Genomic DNA, 18,360 nt, shown 5'->3' on the forward strand with positions numbered 1-18,360 from the left:
TGTCTCCTGAAAGGGCTCAGTGGGCGTGGGCGCCGGCGTGAGACAGGTGGGTGCCGCCGCCGGGTCGGGGCGCACGACTGATCGCGACCATCAAAACGCCCGACATCAGCATCAGGCCACCGACCACGAACATCGCCATGATGTAGCTGCTGGTCAGATAGCTGGACAGGCAGAAAAATTCCGAAAAAACAAACGACGCCCGATGGATCGGCCCAAACCTGGATAATCATCATCTCATCATACCACTGGTGCAATACAACTCAGGTCGCATACAAGGCGCCAGCGATCATTCAAGCATCAGTCGCGCAACACCAAACGCCGGTAATGCCACCAGTGAGCGGGCCGGCTGAAGACGGTCCATCCACTGCGCATCGTCGAGCGCGGCCTGCGCATCCAGCAGTGCCAGCGCCCGCACAGTGACGTTTTTAATGGATACGCTGGCCGGCTCGCTGGAGAGGTTCGCCAGCCACAGTTCGCCATCCGTACCATCGGACGCCTGCCACCCGACGGTGGCCACCCTGGCGGGCGCATCGGAGCAGGTCAGCAATGGCTGACCGCCGCCGCGGATCAGCCCGCGCAGCACGTGAAAGAGCGGGTACGGCGTCGCTCCAGCAATATCAAAGGGCGGGCCCAACGAGGAGAGTGTCAGCGTATCGACGCCGGCGATGGCCGCGTGCGCGACGTACCCGATCTGCCAGGCCGCCCCGAATAGCCCCCGCTGGCGCGGGTCGCGGTCGCTGAGCGTGACGCGCCGGGTGCCATCGTTGGGCGTCAGCTGCTCGCCGTAGGGGTTGGTCCAGGCACCGATCGCACTGGTAGTGAGCTTGTAAGGCCGCCCTGGTGCCAGCGCCCGAGCGCTCTGGAAGATATACGCCAGGCTCTCGAGCGATTCCATGACGCCGTGATCCTCGGCGTCATGCACCAGCGGAGACGTGGCATGAGTGATGAAATCGATCTGCGAAGGATCAGGCCGACAGCGGTTGAGCTCGGTGAAGCAGGTCGGAAAGCCACCGCCCAGCGCGATCGAGGGCCAGTGTCGACGTGCCAGCGCGCGCACCTCCTCGGGGCTCACCCCGGCAGGCCAGGCCCCGTCGGGCTGATAACTCTTGAGATAGGCCCGAGGGGTCACCAGCATGCCCGCCGGTACGATCTTCGCCTTTTCAAGCCAGCCCGCCAGCCGCCTCAATTCCGGCTCGGGGCGTTCATCATCACAGATGACATAAAGCCAGGGCGACACGGCACTTGCAGCGCAAAGCGCCATGACGGCCTCAAGACGTGCCCGGGTTTCGGGGATTGCGATGTCCAGCAGGATATCCAGATGAGACGGTTGCAGGGCCTTGAGGTAGTGCTCGACGCGGGAGACATCCATTTCGCGATCCAGCCACAGCCCAAAGCCGATGGGCGGCATTCGATATCCGGCAAGCGCCAGGGGCGTGCAGTTCAGCAGGCTGGAAGAGGTCATGGCGAGCGCGCCTCAAGCTTCACTGACAACCGCTGCACTACCGTCTCGCCGGCCTCGATGACATGGGGCGAAGGCCACGCCAGCGGACGACTGTAGATCTTGAAGGAGGCATCCGACCAGTTGCGCTGATCTTCCATCTCGAAGATATCCCCCTCAAACGACAGCTGAACCGCAGGGCCATGCAGCGGGGTGTAACCAAGCCCGAGGATGTCAAAAAAGGGCTGGCCGGGGCTGATGAGTTCAGGAAAGCGCGACGTTGTCACGGTGTCATTGCTGTGTGTGATCTGTACGGGGCAACCCACCACCCCCTTGAGAGGCAGCAGCACGATCAGCCCGCTGCGACAGGTCTCAAGCGTGCGCGTCGCTTTCAGGGTCAGGAAAACCTCGGCCCCATGAGCATCCATCCGCGTTTCAAACCGGCCCTCGAACGCACGCTCGGCGGCGTCAAACTCATGGACCAGCTGAAGACCCGTCGAATGCGAGGTAACGTGTTCGGTGCGGGTCACCAGCGCATGCGTGCCCCACTGATCATCCCGAATGACCGGACGGATGCCACGCAAGCACTCCACACCCTGGTAACAGAGCGTGCGCAGGGCGCCAGCCTGACGATCAAAAGACAGATCATTCACTCGATGATGTTCAACCGAAGGTTCGATCATCGCCGTGCCGTAGTGCCTCTCATGCCATCGTATGTCCTGCATGCGTCTCTCCCGAACAGGGTCTGAACATGGCCATTGTTTTCGAGCATAGAGGGGAGAGCAGACGGGCCGATATTCGACCATTGGTATAATGACATCATCACTGGCGGTCTTCTTAATTACGACACGGGGGCGGACTCTGCAGGCCGCCACGCAATCCTACGGGAGTAATTGACATGAAGGGTGCCCTGCTCGGCTGCGGCTTTTTTGCTGAAAACCAAATGAAGGCCTGGCAGTCGCTGCCGGGGGTGGAGATTGCCGCGGTGTGCGATCCGGACCCCGCGCGACGCGAGCGCTTTCAAAAGGCCTTTGGCGTGACACAGGCATTTGCCGAGGCCCGCGAACTTCTTGAGCAGTGTCGGCTCGATTTTGTCGACATCGCAGCACCCACGCCGACCCATGAGGCGCTGGTCAGGCTAGCGGCCGACCATGGTGTGGACATCATCTGTCAAAAGCCCTTTGCCGGCTCGCCCGACCGGGCGAAATCACTGATCGAATACTGCGCGCAAAAGGGCGTGAGCCTGAGCATCCACGAGAACTTCCGCTTTCAGTACGCGGTGCGCGAGGTGATCCGACGGGTACGTAATGACGAGATCGGCACGCCCTTTTTCGGGCGTATCAGCTATCGCAACGGCTTTGATGTGTATAAAAGCCAGCCCTATCTGGCCCGCGCCGAGCGCTTTATCATCGAGGACCTGGGCATTCATGTGCTCGACATTGCCCGGGCACTTTTTGGCGACGTTCACCGCCTGAGCTGCGAGACAAGCCGCATCAATCCCGACATTGTCGGCGAGGATGTCGCCACCCTGATGCTGCGCCATGACAATGGTGCCACCTCGATTGTCGACTGCAGCTATGCCACGCATCTCACGCCCGACCCCTTCCCGCAGACGCTGATCGACATCGATGGCGCAAAAGGCTCGCTGCGACTGACCGCCGATGCAAGGCTTTACCTTCATACCCGCGAGGGCTGTGAAACACACCGCGTTGAGGTGTCTGCGCCCGACTGGAGCACGCCACCCTGGACGATCATTCAGGAAAGCGTGGTGGCTTTTCAGGCGCACTGGCTCGAATGTCGACGCGCCGGCGTTGAAGCCGATACCTCGGGCAGGGACAATTACAACACGCTGGCACTGGTGGAGGCCGCCTATGAAGCCGCCGACCGCCACACGGTCGTGATGCCAGAGCGCTGGTCATAATGATGTGTTCGACACAAGGAAATCACCTCGATGTTCCCAACCACCAATGAGCCGATTCGACGGCGCAAACTCTCTGATGAGGTGCTGGATCGACTGCTGGACGATATCCGCAGCGGCGCGCTGAGACCCGGCGATCAGCTGCCACCCGAACGCGAGCTGATGACCCGCTTTGGCGTGGGTCGCCCGGCCGTTCGTGAGGCGATGCAGAGTCTGGCCTCAAGAGGCCTGATCACCATTTCCCATGGTGAGCGGGCCCGCGTCAGCGAGTTCAGTGTCGCCTCGATGATCGATCAATTCGACACCACCGCACGACTGCTGCTGTCGGGCTCGACGGAAAATGTCGATCATCTCATACAGGCGCGCCTTTTTTTCGAAACCGGCATGGTACGCATGGCCGCAGCTCGTGCCACGCCCGAGGACATCGCTCATCTCGAGGCCCTGACCGAAGAACTCAGCCACCAGCAGACCGGCGCCGCCTTTATCGAACAGGACATGGCCTTTCATCACGCGATCGCCGACATGACCGGCAACCCCATTTTTGCCGCCACTGCCAGGGGCATGCTGCACTGGCTCAAGGACTATCATGTCGCGATCGTCAGCTTTCAGGGCGCCGAAGATGTCACGCTCAGGGAGCATCGGGAGATCGTTCACTACCTCTCAAGACATGACGTCGAGGGCGCTGCCCGCGCCATGGGCAACCACCTGACCCGCGCCAGCGAGCTTTATCGACAGCGCTCCGATCAGGCCTGATCCAGCGATCCTGCCTTCTCGATAACCTTTCCTTCGTAACAATCCTTCCTCGGGTGACGGCCCCCGGTCTTGCCCGGGGAGCCGATGCCACCACGAAACACGACAAACGCCATCGCAGTATCGATCGTTTACGACCAGTGGCTATAAGACCCATGGGTAATATCGCCGGGTATCATCATCACCTCATCATACCTCTAGCCTCATCGTGTGTTTATCAGCGACTCACTTGACGTGAAGCGAGTCCGCTTGCTGCTTTCCTGCTGGAGAAACCCATGAAAAAGATCGCTCTGCTGACCACGCTGCTCGCCGGCGCCACCCTGGGCACCGACGCTCTGGCGCAACGCACCATGAACCTCGCCTTTACCCCACCGCTGGATTCCCACTATGGCGATGCAGGGCGCGCCTTCGCCGATAGAATCGATTCACTGTCCGACGGCGAGATCAATATTGCACTCAAACCTTCCGGCGCCCTGGGGGGCGAGCGGGACGTGATAGAGGGAATGCAGATCGGGACCGTGGAGCTTGCGATCTCCTCTACAGGGCCCATAGGTAATTTTGTGCCGGAAGTCTATGCGCTGGATTTTCCATTTTTGTTCAAAAGCTATGACAGCGCCCATGAGGTGCTGGATGGCGAGATTGGCCAGGACATTCTGGATGCCCTGCAGCCGGCGGGGTTGATTGGACTGGCATGGGCGGAGAACGGATTTCGTCATGTGACCAATTCCACACGCTCGATCGAAAATCCGGAGGATTTCAAGGGTTTGAAGCTTCGAACCATGGAAAACGAAGTGCACATTGCCGCCTTTCAGGCTCTGGGCGCCGCCCCGACGCCCATGAGCTGGACCGAGGTACTGACCTCGCTGCAGCAGGGCACCATTGATGGTCAGGAAAACCCCGTACCGATCATCACGGCCAACAGCATGTGGGAGATGCAGGACTACGCCACGCTCACCAGCCACGCCTATTCACCGGCAGCAGTGGTCATGTCGGAGATCTACTGGGATCAGCTCAGCGAGAAGGAGAAGGGATGGTTTCGCGAAGCCGCCAAAGCTGCCGCTGAAGCCTCACGCGAGACCGTGGCCAACAATGAGCAGGCCGGTATTGAAAGGATGAGGAAAAACGGCATGACGGTGGTCGAATCGATCGATCAGCAGGCCTTCGAGCGGGCCGTACAGCCAGTCTACGACCAGTATGCCGAGCGCTACGCCCCCGAATTGATCGAGCGTATTCGCGCCGCCCAGCAGTGAGTTCGGACGCCATCTTCACGGCCCTGCCTGGGCAGGGCCGCCCAAGACAGGATACAAGGCCCATGCATCTTCTGGAGCGCGTTGGAGAAGGGGTTGTCCGCCTGGCGCACAATCTGGCGGCAGCGCTTCTGGCGCTGGCCACAGCGCTGGTCTTTTTTCAGGTCGTCACGCGATTTTTGCTGGGCGACGCCGCCGTATGGTCGGAGGTAACGGCGCGTGGTGTCATTATCTGGTCCACCTTTCTGGTAGCGGCGGCCGGCTTTCGGCTGGGTGCGATGATTCCCATCGATTTTCTGCGCGAACAGCTGCCGGCAAAGGGGCAGATCTGGGTGCTGCGGGTGGTCACGCTGTTGACCCTGGTCTTTCTGGGCGTTTTGATCCAGCAGGGCTGGGCCATGACCGAACGGGTGTCTTCTCAGCGGATCGCCATGCTGGGCTTTTCCATGAGCTATTTTTACGCCGCGCTACCGGCAGGCGGTCTGATGGCCATTCCCGGCGTGTTGCTGCGCCACCTGCAGATGGAACGTGAGGCGGCTGGAGGAGGAGAGACATCATGAATGCGCTGTTGATGTTCTCCCTGCTGGCTTTGTTTGCCATCTCGGTGCCGGTGGCCGTCTCGATCGCGCTGGCGTCGATCTTTTCAATTACGTTTGCCTCGTCGCTGCCGCTGCTGGTCGTGCCCCAGAAGATGTTTACCGGTCTGGACAGTTTTCCACTGATGGCCGTGCCGTTTTTTATTCTGGCAGGCGTCATCATGACCCGAGGCGGCATCTCACACCGGTTGGTTGAATTCGCCCGTGCCCTGGTTGGCGGCCTGCAGGGCGGACTGGCCTGCTCGTGCGTGCTGACCTGCATGGTGTTCGCCGCGATTTCAGGCTCTTCGGTCGCCACCACCTTTGCCGTCGGGGGCATTCTGATTCCCGCCATGGTCCGCTACGGCTACCCGGTGACCATGGCCGCCTCGGTGCAGGCGTCATCGGCGGGGCTAGGAGTCATCATTCCCCCCTCCGTGCCGCTGATTTTGTATGCCGTGTCCACCGAAACCTCGATCACCGAGCTCTTTATGGCGGGTCTGGGGCCGGGGCTTTTGATCGTGGGCAGCCTTTTGATCATGGTGCAGCTCTGGTGCCGCCTCAAGGGCCATGGCAAGCGCGACGGCGAAGGGCGGTCATCGCTTCTACAGTCCATCAAGGAGGCGTTCTGGGCGCTGTTGATGCCGATCATTATCATCGGCGGCATCTACGGCGGCATCTTTACGCCTACCGAAGCCGCCGCCGTCTCGGTGGTTTATGCGCTGATTCTGGGCCTTTTCGTCTATCGCCAGATTCGCCTTCGGGATCTGCCTGAGCTCTTTCGCGAAGCCGCGGTGGCCTCCGGGGTCGTCATGCTGATCATCTCGGCGGCCTCGCTGTTCAGCTTTCTCATCAGCCTGTCGGATCTGCCCTCAGCCATCGGCAGTTGGGCCGAGGCGCACCTCGGGTCGGCCGTGCTCTTTTTGCTGGGGGTTAACGTGTTGCTGCTGTTTGTCGGCATGTTTGTCGAAACCGCCGCCGCCATCCTGGTGCTGGCGCCCATCCTGACGCCGGTCGCCATCGGCTTCGGGATCAATCCGGTGCATTTCGGCGTGATCATGGTGGTCAATCTGGCACTGGGCATGTTCACCCCGCCGCTTGGGGTAAACATGTTCGCCGCCGCCTCGGTCGCAAAAATACCGGTCCAGCGCCTGTTCGGCCCCCTTTTGATTCCCATCGCCTTCATGCTGGCCGCACTGCTGTTAATCACCTATGTCCCCATGCTGTCACTGGGACTCAACCAGCTTCTTGCCGGTTGATTGCTTGCGAGACAAGGGTTGGCCGCACTCGGGGTCGCTCGAGTGCGGCTCTTGTGTATTACATTGATCTGTTTCTTCGAACCGCCTACATGATCGTGAGCACCGGGTATGTCGACTCCCGTGATTTATACCTGCTCAACCAACGGCGTCCAGACATGCTCCCATCCCATGGACAGCGCCACCCCTGCCAGCAGCGCCGCCATGACCAGATTGATCCCCCGGAGCAGGCGCACACTCTCCAGCCGGCGGCCAAGAAGCGCCCCGAGCATCGCATAGCTGCCCGGGGCGCCCACGGCCAGTGCGGCAAGCCCGAGTGACCAGACGATCAGCAGCCCGCCATCGATGCCGGCGGCCGGAAACTGCAGGGTGGCAATCGGCAGTGTGGCGACCACGCCCTTGGGATTGCCCAGCTGCATGATCAGGCCATCGCGAAACCCCAGCGTGCGCGGCGCGGGCGTCATCGAGGCCGGGTCGATACTGGCCCGGGCGATTTTAACAGCGAGATAGAGGATGTAGCCGCACCCCAGCGCTCCGAGCAGGGCCAGCACGTTCGGCTGCACCCAGGCCGCGCCGGCGAGCCCGAACAGCAGAAACAGGCTCAGCATGGCCAGTCCCACCCCGAAGCAAAATCCGATCGAGCGTCGCGCCTGACCGTGCAGGCCCATGTTAAGGCCGAGCAGGTTCACGGGCCCGGGGGAATACATGATGCCCAGGGCGTAGATGATGATCGCAAGCATGAGGGTCGTTCCGGGTCAGTGGGTGAGACAGCGCTGATAATGAAAGGGCGTGACACCGTGGATGCGCTTGAAGCGGCGATTGAAGTGACTGTGATCGGCAAAGCCGTAGCGCAGCGCCGCCTCACCGGGGGTTGCGCCCGCTTCCAGCGCGCCTCGCGCGGCATCAATGCGACAGCTGATCACGTACTGATGCGGGGTCATGCCGAACTGCGCGCGGAAAAGGCGCAGAAAGTGATAGCGGGAGAGATGCGCGGCAGCGCTGATGCGCTCCAGCGACAGCTCTTCTTCAAGATGGGCCCGGATGTAGTCGCAGGCACGCCTTAACAGCGCATCGGGGCGCCCGACGCTCGGGGAGGTCCTCTGATAGCGCCCGGCACGCTGCACCATCCTCGTGGCAATCTGCTGCAGAAGATGTTCCTGATCGATGCGACTGCCAATGCCGCTTCTGACCAGTCGCGACAGCGCCAGAATGGCATTGCGCAGGAAGGGGTCCGTGATCAGGGTCCGAGGGCTGATCAGACGCTGTGCTCGCTCATCACCGGCGGCCTCGGCAAATAACGGCGCCAGCGCCCCGGGGGCGATGTAGGTCATGACGTAGTCCAGACGATGCTCGCCGCCGGATTCGCCGTCATGAGGCTGTTCGGGGTTGAAAAAGATGACGCTGCCCGGCGGGTTGCGGTGATAGGCCCCGGCGCTGAAGAAATCCTGCCGGCCGGACAGGGTCACGCCGAAGGCGTACTCCGTATGCGCGTGGCGGTCGTAGCGAAAATCATCAATTGAGGCCCGAAGCACCTTGAGTGTGGGGACATGTCGACTGCTGGCAAACTGAAATTCGAACGCGCGGCTCATGATGGCTCTCCCAAAACTTCAGTCCCAAAGCGTCAGTCCTGAAGCTTACGGGGTGTCGACCTCACAATGCTTGAACATTATTGCTCAATCACCGCCCCGGCCTCACGCCCCGGCCTCACGCCCCGGCCTCACGCCCGGGTCGTCACCTCGTGGCGTAGCCACGTCGCCAGCTGCTCACCGCTCTGGCGGGGCGTGCCACGGGCCAGCAGCAGGCACAGCCGGGCATCGGTGTCGACAAAGCCCCAGGGTGCGACCAGCCGGCCGCTTTGCAGATCGCCCTCGATGACCAGCCGTGGCGCGATGGCCACGCCCAGCCCCGCCAGCGCCGCCTCCAGCAGATAGTAGAGGTGCTCGAAGCTCTGCCCCGACTGGCGGGCGCGAACCAGCGCGTCATCATCCAGTCCACAGGCATGCGCCCACTGCGGCCAGGCCTGGGGGCGCGAGGCGGTATCCAGAAGGGTTTCGTCGAACAGCGCATCAAACGGGCGCGTCGTCAGTCGTTCGGCAATACCGGGGGCGGCCACCGCGCCGATGGTCTCGGGGGCGATCTCGATGACTTCCATATCAGAGGGCCAGGGCGGGGCAATGAAGGCCAGCGCCGCGCTGATATCGCCACGCCGCGGGTCGGGTTCACCGTCGCTGGCCAGCGCATTAAGTCTGAGTGACGGCAGTTCCCGATGCAGCCGGTCGAGTCGCGGAATCAGCCATCGCGCCAACAGGCTTCCCGGGCAGGCCAGCGTAAAGGGCGCGCCCTCGATCTCGCGATTCAGGGCGCGACAGCTTGCCCGCAGCCCGGTAAAGGCCTCGCTGACGCCGGCGTGAAGCTGGCGGCCGTAGCGGGTCAGCACCAGTCCGCGGCCGGCCCGTTCGAAAAGGGACGTGTCAAAATGTGCTTCCAGCGCACGAATCTGGCGACTGACGGCGCCGTGGGTGACGCTCAGCTCCTGCGCGGCGGCCGTGACGCTGCCCAGCCGGGCGGCGGCTTCAAAGGCTTTCAGGGCATTGAGTGGCGGTAGTGAATCCAGCATGTAATGTGAGTTTTTCTCAACGGTGGTGGCTGATTTATCGATGTTATACCGCGCCTCGAGCTGCCAGGATAGGGGGCATTATCGATCGTCGCATCGATACCCATTTCATGAGTTCGTGCTTTCATGACCGACCTTCATGACGGACAGGGAGATCACCATGTCGTCTGCTACTGATTCCACCAAACGCTTTTCACAGGGGCCAAACGCCGACGGCTTCTATGGCGATTTCGGCGGCCGCTTTGTCGCCGAAACTCTGATGCCGCTGATTCTCGAACTCGAGGAGGCCTGGGAGTGGTCACGTACCGACGAGGCCTTTCGCCGCGAGCTTGAAGGCTATCAGCGCGACTACATCGGCCGGGCCACGCCGCTGTATTACGCCGAGCGCCTGACCGAGCATCTGGGTGGGGCGAAGATCTACTTCAAGCGCGAGGATCTCAATCACACCGGCGCGCACAAGATCAACAACTGCATTGGCCAGATCCTGCTGGCGCGCAAGATGGGCAAAAAGCGCATCATCGCCGAAACCGGTGCCGGCATGCACGGCGTGGCGACCGCCACGGTCGCGGCGCGCTTTGGCATGGAGTGCGTGATCTACATGGGCGCCACCGACATCGAGCGCCAGCAGCCCAACGTCTTTCGCATGAAGCTGCTGGGCGCCGAGGTCATTCCGGTCGAATCCGGCACCGGCACCCTCAAGGACGCCATGAACGAGGCGCTGCGCGACTGGGTCACCAACGTCAGCGACACCTTCTATCTGATCGGTACCGTGGCAGGTCCGCACCCCTATCCGGCGATGGTGCGCGATTTCCAGTCGGTGATCGGACGTGAAACCCGCGAGCAGATTCTGGACAAGGAAGGGCGCCTGCCGGACACGCTGATGGCCTGCATCGGCGGCGGTTCCAACGCCATGGGGCTGTTCCACCCGATGCTCGATGACGAGAGCGTGCGCATGATCGGCGTGGAAGCGGCCGGTCACGGCATCGAGACCGGCGAACACGCCGCCAGCCTCAACGGTGGCGAGCCGGGCGTGCTGCACGGCAACCGCACCTTCCTGCTGCAAAGCCTCGACGGTCAGATCACCGATGCCCACTCGGTGTCGGCGGGTCTGGACTATCCGGGCATCGGCCCCGAGCACGCCTGGCTGCACACCCAAAAACGGGTCGAATACGTCTCGATTACCGATTACGAGGCAATCCAGGCCTTCAAGCTGTGCTGTGAACTCGAGGGCATCATTCCGGCACTGGAGTCGGCGCACTCTCTGGCGCATCTGCGAAAGATCGCCCCGGATCTGCCAGGTGATCACCTGATCGTGCTCAACATGAGCGGGCGCGGCGACAAGGACATGGCCAGCGTTGCCAACTGGCTCGAGGAGCACGGCGACACCGAGAAGCTGCCGGACACCACGGTGGAGGCCGCCGAGCCCGGCCGCATCGATGACATGCAGCCGCCGCATGACGTGGCGAAGAAAACCGGGGAGACCGAATAATGGCCACACGTATTACCCGTCGCCTTGACGCGCTGAAGGCCGAAGACCGTGCGGCACTGGTCACCTTTACCATGGCCGGTGACCCCAACTATCAGGCCTCGCTCGACACCCTCAAGGGGCTGCCCGAGGCCGGTGCCGACATCATCGAGCTGGGCATGCCGTTTACCGACCCGATGGCGGATGGCCCGGCCATTCAAAAAGCGGCCCTGCGTGCGCTGAAAGGCGAGCACACCCAGCACAAAACGCTGGAGATGGTGCGCGAGTTTCGGCGCGATGATCAGGACACGCCGATCGTGCTGATGGGCTACTACAACCCCATCTACCGCTATGGCGTCGAACGGTTTCTAAAGGACGCGTCCGAGGCCGGCATTGACGGGCTGATCGTGGTGGATCTGCCGCCGGAACATGACAGTGAGCTGTGTCTGCCGGCAGCGCGGGCCGGGATCGACTTCATTCGTCTGGCCACGCCCACCACGGACGACAAGCGTCTGCCGCGGGTGCTGGAAAACACCTCGGGCTTTATCTACTACGTCTCGGTGGCCGGTGTGACCGGTGCTCAGGCGCCGACGCCGGAGAGTGTCGAGCAGTCGATCACGCGCATTCGGGCCCATACCGACCTGCCAATTGCCGTGGGCTTTGGCATTCGCAGTGCCGAGCAGGCGGCCAGGATTGGACGCTTTGCCGATGCTGTGGTGGTGGGTTCAGCGCTGATTCAGTGCATCGAACAGGCCGACAGCGTGGACGCCGGTACGCGTGATGTGCATGCGCTGGTGCGCGAACTCTCAAGCGGTGTGCGCCGCGCGCGTCAGGTGTAGGCCGGATACAGCACCGGCTGCCCTGGGGCAGCCGGTGATATCAACGCCATTGTCATCCCTTTGGCGGGGATTACTTGGAAACGGCGTCCTTGAGACCCTTGCCAGCCTTGAACGCAACGTTCTTGCTGGCAGGAATCTGGATTTCCTTGCCGGTCTGCGGGTTCTTGCCGGTACGCGCGGCGCGCTCGCGTACGGTGAAGGTGCCAAACCCGATCAGGGTGACATCTTCGCCCTTGGCGACACTGCGGGTAATCTCGTCGAGTACGACGTTGAGTACCTGACCTGCCTTGTCCTTTGAAAGATCCGCCTGCTCGGCAATGGCCGCGGCGAGTTCTGGTTTGCGCATAACGCCTCCTGGTTGGGCAATAACATGGCGATTTTTTAGTGCCGCCCATTGTTATATCGAATTCGCACACTGCAAGGGGTGCGCGAAGGGTCGCTCACTGCCCTGCACCAGCGCCATGAGGCCGGCCTTGCAGGGCGAACACTGTTCGACGGGCCTAGACTAGCAACGCCGCCCTGCTTCACGCCAGCCAAAACTGCACAAAATGGCACTTTGTGGCCTTTATCCCCCCTAATGGATGATATTTTTACCTTACGAGTACAAAAAAATACCCGCTGGCCCTCTTTGTGGATGTTTTATACATGCCCGAATGCCCCCGATATCCCCCCTTGCCGCGGCGCTGGCAGCCGATTGCACTTGCCGGTATCTGGCTTGAAGACCCGCTCGGAACCCTGATGGCCTCACGGGATTCGCTCACGGTGCGTCTGTCACGTCTGGTGGATGCCCCCATCACGGTTCGTCTGCACGCTCAGGGTGCCGGACGGGGGCGCCTTGATGAACTGACAAGACTGGGCCTGCCGGCCGGGCAGCGGGTCTGGCGACGGGAAGTGACGCTGGAAGCCAACGGGGAAGTGCTGGTGGCCGCACGCTCGGTCACGACGCTTGAGGGCTGTCCGCCCTGGATGGCCCGACTGGGCACACAGGCGCTGGGCCATCAGCTTTTTGCCAGAAGCGCCCGCGCACCGCAAAAGGCCCTCGTCAGGCGCTCCCGCATCGAGATGACCCGATCCGATCCCGGCTTTCTGGCACTGCCCGCGGCATGGGGCCGGCGCTCGCTGTTCACCCTGGGCGCCGGTCGTCCCCCGCTGCTGGTGCAGGAGTATTTCGTGCATGAGCGCTTTTACCGTCAATAACAGGCGGCATGGTTGGACCCTTCGACACGGCGTCATTTCGGGTAGACTCGTGTTTTTACGCTGACTGGAGCCCCGACGATGCCGTCGCCCCTCGCTCGACTCCCCGACTTTCTGCGCCTGACCCGGCTTGATCGTCCCATCGGCACCTGGCTTTTGATGTGGCCGACGCTGGCCGCGCTGTGGCTGGCCGGTGATGGCCTGCCACAGCGGCACAATCTGATCATCTTTATCGCCGGGGTCTACGTCATGCGCGCGGCGGGGTGTGTAATCAACGACTACGCCGATCGCCACTTCGATGCCCACGTCAAGCGTACCCATGACCGACCGCTGGCCACTGGTCGCATCAGCGAGCGCGAGGCGCTGACGCTATTTGGCGCCCTGCTGGTGATCGCTTTTGTGCTGGTCTGCTTTACCAACACCTTTACCATCATGCTGTCGTTCGGGGCCGTTGCGCTGGCGGCGAGCTACCCGTTCATGAAGCGCTATACCCACCTGCCGCAGGTGGTGCTGGGCGCAGCCTTTGGCTGGAGCATTCCGATGGCCTTCGGCGCCGAGCAGGGTCATGTGCCGGCCGTGGCCTGGTGGCTCTTTTTTGCCAATATCGTCTGGACGCTGGTCTATGACACCTGGTATGCGATGGTCGATCGCGACGATGATCTGAAAATCGGCATCAAGTCGACGGCGGTACTGTTCGGCCGTATGGATCTGGTCATTCAGGGCGCGCTTCAGGTGTTGATGCTACTGCTGCTGGCCGTCGTCGGTCAGTTGGCCGGACTGGACGGTTTCTACTGGGCCGCACTGGTCGCCATCGCCATCGTGTTTGGCTACCAGCAGCGGCTGTGTCGCACGCGCACCCGCGAGGGGTGCTTTCAGGCCTTTTTGAACAATCACTGGGTGGGTATCCTGCTCTTTGCCGGTATCGCGCTGGCGACCTGGCAGGCCTAATCCCCTGAAAGCAATGGCGTCATACTTGATCGGCCTGTCATAAAGTTGTCACATGAAGACGTTTGAATGACGATCACATGACGGGGCCGATGACTGAACACCCTTGTGTTTATCGTCCCGGCAGTCGCCATTGTTATCCGGCAGGGGAAGCCATTCATGTCCAGAACCGTTTTGATCGTCGATGACGAAGCGCCGATTCGTGAAATGATTGCCATGGCACTCGAGATGGCCGACTTTCGCATTCTCGAGGCCGAGGATGCCAAAACGGCTCACGAACTGGTGGTCGATGAACGCCCGGACCTGATCCTGCTGGACTGGATGCTGCCGGGGATCAGCGGCATCGATCTCGCTCGCCGGCTCAAGCGCGAATCCACCACCCGCGATATTCCGATTGTGCTGTTGACCGCGCGCAGCGAGGAAGACAACAAGGTCCAGGGGCTGGAAAGCGGCGCCGATGACTACATCACCAAGCCCTTTTCGCCCCGCGAGCTGATCGCCCGGCTCAAGGCCGTGCTGCGCCGCACCACGCCGGCAGGCGTTGAGGAGACGGTCGAGGTGGGCGGTCTGTTGCTCGATCCCGTCAGCCATCGCGTCAGCGTCGACGGCAGGGCACTGGAAATCGGGCCGACCGAATACCGCCTGCTGCAGTTTTTCATGACCCATCAGGAGCGGGCCTATACCCGCACCCAGCTGCTTGATCAGGTGTGGGGGGGCAACGTCTATGTCGAGGAGCGCACCGTGGATGTCCATATTCGCCGCCTGCGCAAGGTGCTGGGCGACGCCCATCAACATCTGGTGCAGACCGTACGGGGTACCGGCTATCGCTTCTCGTCGCGGTAGCCTGTATGCATTACTGGCTCAATGAACTCTGGCGCCTGGCCTATCTGGCCGTATGTTTCACCATTCTGGGCACGCTGCTGGGCTACCCGGGCTGGGGGCTGGCCCTGGGGCTGGCCATTCATCTCGCCTTTACCCTCAGACACCTGAGACGACTCTATCGCTGGCTGGAGGCGCCGGTGGAGCAGCGCCCGCCGGATGGTGAAGGGGTGTGGGGCGATCTGTTTGACCGGCTCTATCGCTATCAGAAGGGCCAGCAGCAACTGCAGGGCCGCCTGCGTTCGGTATTAAAGCGCGTTCAGGAATCCGCCGAGTCGATGAGCGAAGGGGTGGTCATGCTCGACTCCCGTGGCTGTCTGGACTGGTGGAACAGCGCCGCCGAACGCCTGGTCGGGCTGGACAATCGCCACGACCGCGGTCATCACCTGACCAACTACCTGCGCGACCCCGCCTTTATCCGCTACTTCCGCCAGATGGACTACAGCGAGCCGATCACGATCGGGGCGCCCACCAACGAGGCGCGCACGCTGTCGTGTCAGATCACCCGCTTTGGCGACGATGAACGGCTGCTGATCATTCGCGATGTCACCCGCCTGCAGCGCCTGGAACAGACCCGCCGGGACTTCGTCGCCAATGTCTCCCACGAACTGCGCACCCCGCTGACGGTGCTGACCGGCTATGTCGAGACCTGGCAGGACAACGACGGCGCGCTGCCTGCCTCCTACAAGCGTGGCCTGAGTCGTATGCAGGAACAGACCGTGCGCATGCAGCATCTGGTCGAGGACCTGTTGACCCTCTCAAGGCTGGAAACCAGCGAGCGCCAGCACACCGAGCGCTCGATCGACATGGCCGCGCTGTGCGAGCAGATTGCCGAGGATGGACAGGAGCTCTCCGCCGGCAGCCATGAGATCAGCTGTCGGATCGAGGAGACGCGGCGAGTGTTCGGTGATGTCGAGGAGCTGCGGAGCGCGCTGTCCAATCTGATCTACAACGCCGTGCGCTACACGCCGCCGGGCTGTCACATTACCGTTCGCTATCGCGGCTGGGACAAGGACGGCGCCGCCGTTGAAGTCATCGACGACGGCGACGGCATCTCTCCGGAGCACCTGCCGCGCCTGACCGAGCGCTTTTACCGGATCGACAAGAGCCGCTCGTTGGCCAGCGGCGGTACCGGACTGGGGCTGGCCATCGTCAAGCACGTGCTGCTGCGCCATGACGCCCGGCTCGATATCGACAGCCAGCCCGGCGAGGGCGCCTGCTTTCGCTGTATCTTCCCCGCCACCCGCATGGAAGCAGAAGCAGCGTCTGCCTGAGCGCAGGCGGCGTGCATGTCGTCACAGCAGCCCTACTGACGAACGGTGCGCACGTCTGCCAGGCCGTGATAGCGCTCGATCAACGCCAGCAAAATCGCCTGACTTTCCACATCGACATTGCCGCGTGTATCCGCCGGTCGAAAGTGCATCTGGAAGGCGCCCAGCGCCTTGCGGGTCGGCTCGTCATGGGTACCGGTGACGGCCACCGGATAGCCCCAGACACCCAGCGCACGCTGTAGCTGTGCCATGGACAGGGGCGCGGTGCTCAGCTCGCGCTGATAGCGCGTGACGACATGGCGCTCGGGCCAGGCACCCACACCGGCCTCATGAAGGCGCTGCCAGGGAAAAAACGGGCCCGGGTCCACCTTGCGCCCCGGCGCAATGTCGCTGTGGCCCAGTACGTTTTCCGGCGCGATGTTGTAGCGGTTGACGATATCGCGGGTCAGGGCGGTGACCAGCTCGATCTGGGCACGGGAGTAGGGATCCCAGACCAGCCCATCGGGCGAGTTGTAATGGCCGCGATTGACGATCTCGATGCCAATTGACGTATCGTTGAGATTGACGCGATCCCCCCAGGCACTCACACCGGCATGCCAGGCCCGTTTGTCCTCGTTTACCAGCTGCATCACCACCGGCTGGTTCTGATACTCACCGGGAGCGGCCGTGACGAGATAGTGGGCGCTGACGTTGCCCCCGGTCAGCGCCCGGAAGGCGGCCGTATCATCGCCGCCGGTGTAGTGCAGCACCAGAAAGCGAATACGCTGATTCTGCCCGCTGGATGACACCGAGCGATCCACCCGATAGCCGCTGCGGCGCTCGAGTGCCGCGCCCTGCGCCGGGCTATAGCGCCGGGGCGGCGCGGCGTCATCAATGACCGGCACGTTACTGAAAATGCGATCGATGGCGTCGGTATCGACCACGGGCGAGGGAGCCGGTGCTGGCGTACTGGCACAGCCGGCCAGGATCAGGGCCACGGCCAGCCCGATCAGGGGAAATTTTGACATGTTGTTTTCCATCACGACGGTAATCAGGACACCCGGGACGCCATGTGACAAGCGCTACGAGGCAGGCACAAAGGCCTGCCTCAAACCATGGGTTACGCAAGGTTACAACAATGCGGTGTCATCATGGCAGTGTTATTCACCCCTGCCGGCGTGATCGCAGGGTGCGCCGTGATTATCGGGGCGGCGGCAGGGCCATGTAGTGTCGGCGCCACATCATGACGCCGGCGGCGACGGCGGCCGGCATGACCAGCAGATTGACGATCGGAATCCAGATCAACGCCGAGACCACACCGCCAAAGGTCAGCGTGGGCCACCAGCGCGCGCTCAGGCGCTTTTTCATGTCGGCGAAGCTGACCCCATTGTTGTCCATTGGGTAGTCCAGATACTGGATCGACATGCTCCAGATGGAAAACAGCGCCCAGCACAGCGGCGCCGCCACGTGCAGCACGGGCACGAACCCGATCAACAGCAGCAGCAGCACCCGGGGCGCCATCCAGGCCAGCTTTTGCAGCTCGCGTTTCAGACTGTCGATGCCCTGCTGCCACAGGGAGCGGTTGTCGATGCTCTCCTGCTGACCGGACAGGCGTCTTTCGACGTTGTCGGCCAGAAAGCCGTAAAAGGGTGAGGCGATCAGGTTGGCCACCACGGTGAAGGTAAAGGCCAACACGATGATCAGACACAGCACCACCAGCGGCCAGATCAGCCATTCAAGCCACTCGAGCCAGCCCGGAACGCTGGCCATCCAGTAGTTGACCCAGCCGGAAAAGCGCTGAATCACCAGGGTAAACAGCGTGGCATAGATGGCCAGATTGGCCAGCAACGGAATCACGACATAACGCCGAAGCCCGGGCGAGAGCACCATGGAAAATCCGCGCCCCAGCGCGGAGACGGCATACACCATTGAAGGATTATCCAGTCATCAAAAGGGGTTGGGCAGGCAGACTATCATACCCGGTCGCCAT

20 protein-coding genes are annotated in these 18,360 nt (G+C 62.2%); 11 read left to right on the forward strand and 9 right to left on the reverse strand.

Annotation, left to right across the window (positions count from 1 at the left end):
- Positions 1-16 precede the first annotated feature (16 nt).
- The 3 genes from C8D72_RS17750 to C8D72_RS09375 form a co-directional block, all read right to left on the reverse strand.
- Positions 17-139, reverse strand: coding sequence for a hypothetical protein (locus C8D72_RS17750; protein WP_281271615.1), 123 nt, complete (start codon positions 137-139; stop codon positions 17-19).
- A gap of 147 nt (positions 140-286) precedes the next feature.
- Positions 287-1,462, reverse strand: a complete 1,176-nt coding sequence (locus tag C8D72_RS09370; RefSeq protein ID WP_115854143.1) for a D-apionate lactonase family protein — start codon at positions 1,460-1,462, stop codon at positions 287-289.
- Positions 1,459-2,163, reverse strand: coding sequence for a D-apionate lactonase family protein (locus C8D72_RS09375; RefSeq protein WP_147301524.1), 705 nt, complete (start codon positions 2,161-2,163; stop codon positions 1,459-1,461). Before C8D72_RS09375 ends, C8D72_RS09370 begins: the two co-directional genes overlap by 4 nt.
- A gap of 173 nt (positions 2,164-2,336) precedes the next feature.
- On the opposite strand from C8D72_RS09375, the gene C8D72_RS09380 reads away from it, so the two are divergent.
- The 5 genes from C8D72_RS09380 (at position 2,337) to C8D72_RS09400 (ending at position 7,187) form a co-directional block, all read left to right on the forward strand.
- A complete protein-coding gene (locus tag C8D72_RS09380; RefSeq protein ID WP_115854145.1) occupies positions 2,337-3,359 on the forward strand; it encodes a Gfo/Idh/MocA family protein in 1,023 nt (340 codons plus the stop codon).
- 30 nt (positions 3,360-3,389) lie between these two features.
- Positions 3,390-4,109, forward strand: coding sequence for a transcriptional regulator NanR (gene nanR / locus C8D72_RS09385; protein WP_115854146.1), 720 nt, complete (start codon positions 3,390-3,392; stop codon positions 4,107-4,109).
- 272 nt (positions 4,110-4,381) lie between these two features.
- The gene (locus C8D72_RS09390; protein ID WP_115854147.1) at positions 4,382-5,356 is read left to right on the forward strand and encodes a TRAP transporter substrate-binding protein; all 975 of its coding nucleotides are present in this window, start codon (positions 4,382-4,384) and stop codon (positions 5,354-5,356) included.
- A gap of 62 nt (positions 5,357-5,418) precedes the next feature.
- Positions 5,419-5,913, forward strand: a complete 495-nt coding sequence (locus tag C8D72_RS09395; protein ID WP_115854148.1) for a TRAP transporter small permease — start codon at positions 5,419-5,421, stop codon at positions 5,911-5,913.
- A complete protein-coding gene (locus C8D72_RS09400; RefSeq protein ID WP_115854149.1) occupies positions 5,910-7,187 on the forward strand; it encodes a TRAP transporter large permease in 1,278 nt (425 codons plus the stop codon). The genes C8D72_RS09395 and C8D72_RS09400 overlap by 4 nt, the downstream gene beginning before the upstream one ends.
- Before the next feature lie 125 nt (positions 7,188-7,312).
- Here the strand turns inward: C8D72_RS09400 and C8D72_RS09405 are convergent, their stop codons facing one another.
- The 3 genes from C8D72_RS09405 to C8D72_RS09415 form a co-directional block, all read right to left on the reverse strand.
- Entirely contained in the window at positions 7,313-7,924 is a 612-nt protein-coding gene (locus C8D72_RS09405; RefSeq protein WP_115854150.1) for a LysE family translocator, read from the reverse strand.
- A 15-nt stretch (positions 7,925-7,939) separates the two neighbouring features.
- The gene (locus tag C8D72_RS09410) at positions 7,940-8,773 is read right to left on the reverse strand and encodes an AraC family transcriptional regulator (RefSeq protein WP_115854151.1); all 834 of its coding nucleotides are present in this window, start codon (positions 8,771-8,773) and stop codon (positions 7,940-7,942) included.
- 128 nt (positions 8,774-8,901) lie between these two features.
- Positions 8,902-9,801, reverse strand: coding sequence for a LysR family transcriptional regulator (locus C8D72_RS09415; protein WP_115854152.1), 900 nt, complete (start codon positions 9,799-9,801; stop codon positions 8,902-8,904).
- Positions 9,802-9,958: 157 nt separating this feature from the next.
- Between C8D72_RS09415 and trpB the strand changes: the two genes are divergently transcribed.
- Together trpB and trpA are read left to right on the forward strand one after the other, a co-directional pair.
- Entirely contained in the window at positions 9,959-11,287 is a 1,329-nt protein-coding gene (gene trpB / locus C8D72_RS09420; RefSeq protein ID WP_115854480.1) for a tryptophan synthase subunit beta, read from the forward strand.
- A complete protein-coding gene (gene trpA / locus C8D72_RS09425) occupies positions 11,287-12,102 on the forward strand; it encodes a tryptophan synthase subunit alpha (protein ID WP_211308824.1) in 816 nt (271 codons plus the stop codon). Before trpB ends, trpA begins: the two co-directional genes overlap by 1 nt.
- A gap of 70 nt (positions 12,103-12,172) precedes the next feature.
- Here trpA and C8D72_RS09430 read toward each other — a convergent pair whose 3' ends face one another.
- Positions 12,173-12,469 (reverse strand): HU family DNA-binding protein, encoded by a 297-nt coding sequence (locus C8D72_RS09430; protein WP_281271620.1) that lies wholly within the window; start codon positions 12,467-12,469, stop codon positions 12,173-12,175.
- Between the two features lie 278 nt (positions 12,470-12,747).
- On the opposite strand from C8D72_RS09430, the gene C8D72_RS09435 reads away from it, so the two are divergent.
- The 4 genes from C8D72_RS09435 (at position 12,748) to phoR (ending at position 16,394) form a co-directional block, all read left to right on the forward strand.
- A complete protein-coding gene (locus C8D72_RS09435; RefSeq protein WP_115854155.1) occupies positions 12,748-13,299 on the forward strand; it encodes a chorismate--pyruvate lyase family protein in 552 nt (183 codons plus the stop codon).
- A 78-nt stretch (positions 13,300-13,377) separates the two neighbouring features.
- Positions 13,378-14,244 (forward strand): 4-hydroxybenzoate octaprenyltransferase, encoded by an 867-nt coding sequence (ubiA, locus tag C8D72_RS09440; RefSeq protein WP_115854156.1) that lies wholly within the window; start codon positions 13,378-13,380, stop codon positions 14,242-14,244.
- 156 nt (positions 14,245-14,400) lie between these two features.
- The gene (gene phoB, locus C8D72_RS09445) at positions 14,401-15,084 is read left to right on the forward strand and encodes a phosphate regulon transcriptional regulator PhoB (RefSeq protein WP_115854157.1); all 684 of its coding nucleotides are present in this window, start codon (positions 14,401-14,403) and stop codon (positions 15,082-15,084) included.
- A gap of 5 nt (positions 15,085-15,089) precedes the next feature.
- Positions 15,090-16,394, forward strand: coding sequence for a phosphate regulon sensor histidine kinase PhoR (gene phoR, locus C8D72_RS09450; protein WP_115854158.1), 1,305 nt, complete (start codon positions 15,090-15,092; stop codon positions 16,392-16,394).
- A 32-nt stretch (positions 16,395-16,426) separates the two neighbouring features.
- Here the strand turns inward: phoR and C8D72_RS09455 are convergent, their stop codons facing one another.
- Both C8D72_RS09455 and cysZ read right to left on the reverse strand, forming a co-directional pair.
- Entirely contained in the window at positions 16,427-17,398 is a 972-nt protein-coding gene (locus C8D72_RS09455) for an N-acetylmuramoyl-L-alanine amidase (protein ID WP_115854481.1), read from the reverse strand.
- Between the two features lie 172 nt (positions 17,399-17,570).
- Positions 17,571-18,299 (reverse strand): sulfate transporter CysZ, encoded by a 729-nt coding sequence (cysZ, locus tag C8D72_RS09460; RefSeq protein WP_115854159.1) that lies wholly within the window; start codon positions 18,297-18,299, stop codon positions 17,571-17,573.
- Positions 18,300-18,360: the final 61 nt, after the last annotated feature.

It is taken from the genome of Kushneria indalinina DSM 14324, assembly GCF_003385845.1.
In the GTDB taxonomy this organism is placed as follows: Bacteria; Pseudomonadota; Gammaproteobacteria; order Pseudomonadales; family Halomonadaceae; genus Kushneria; species Kushneria indalinina.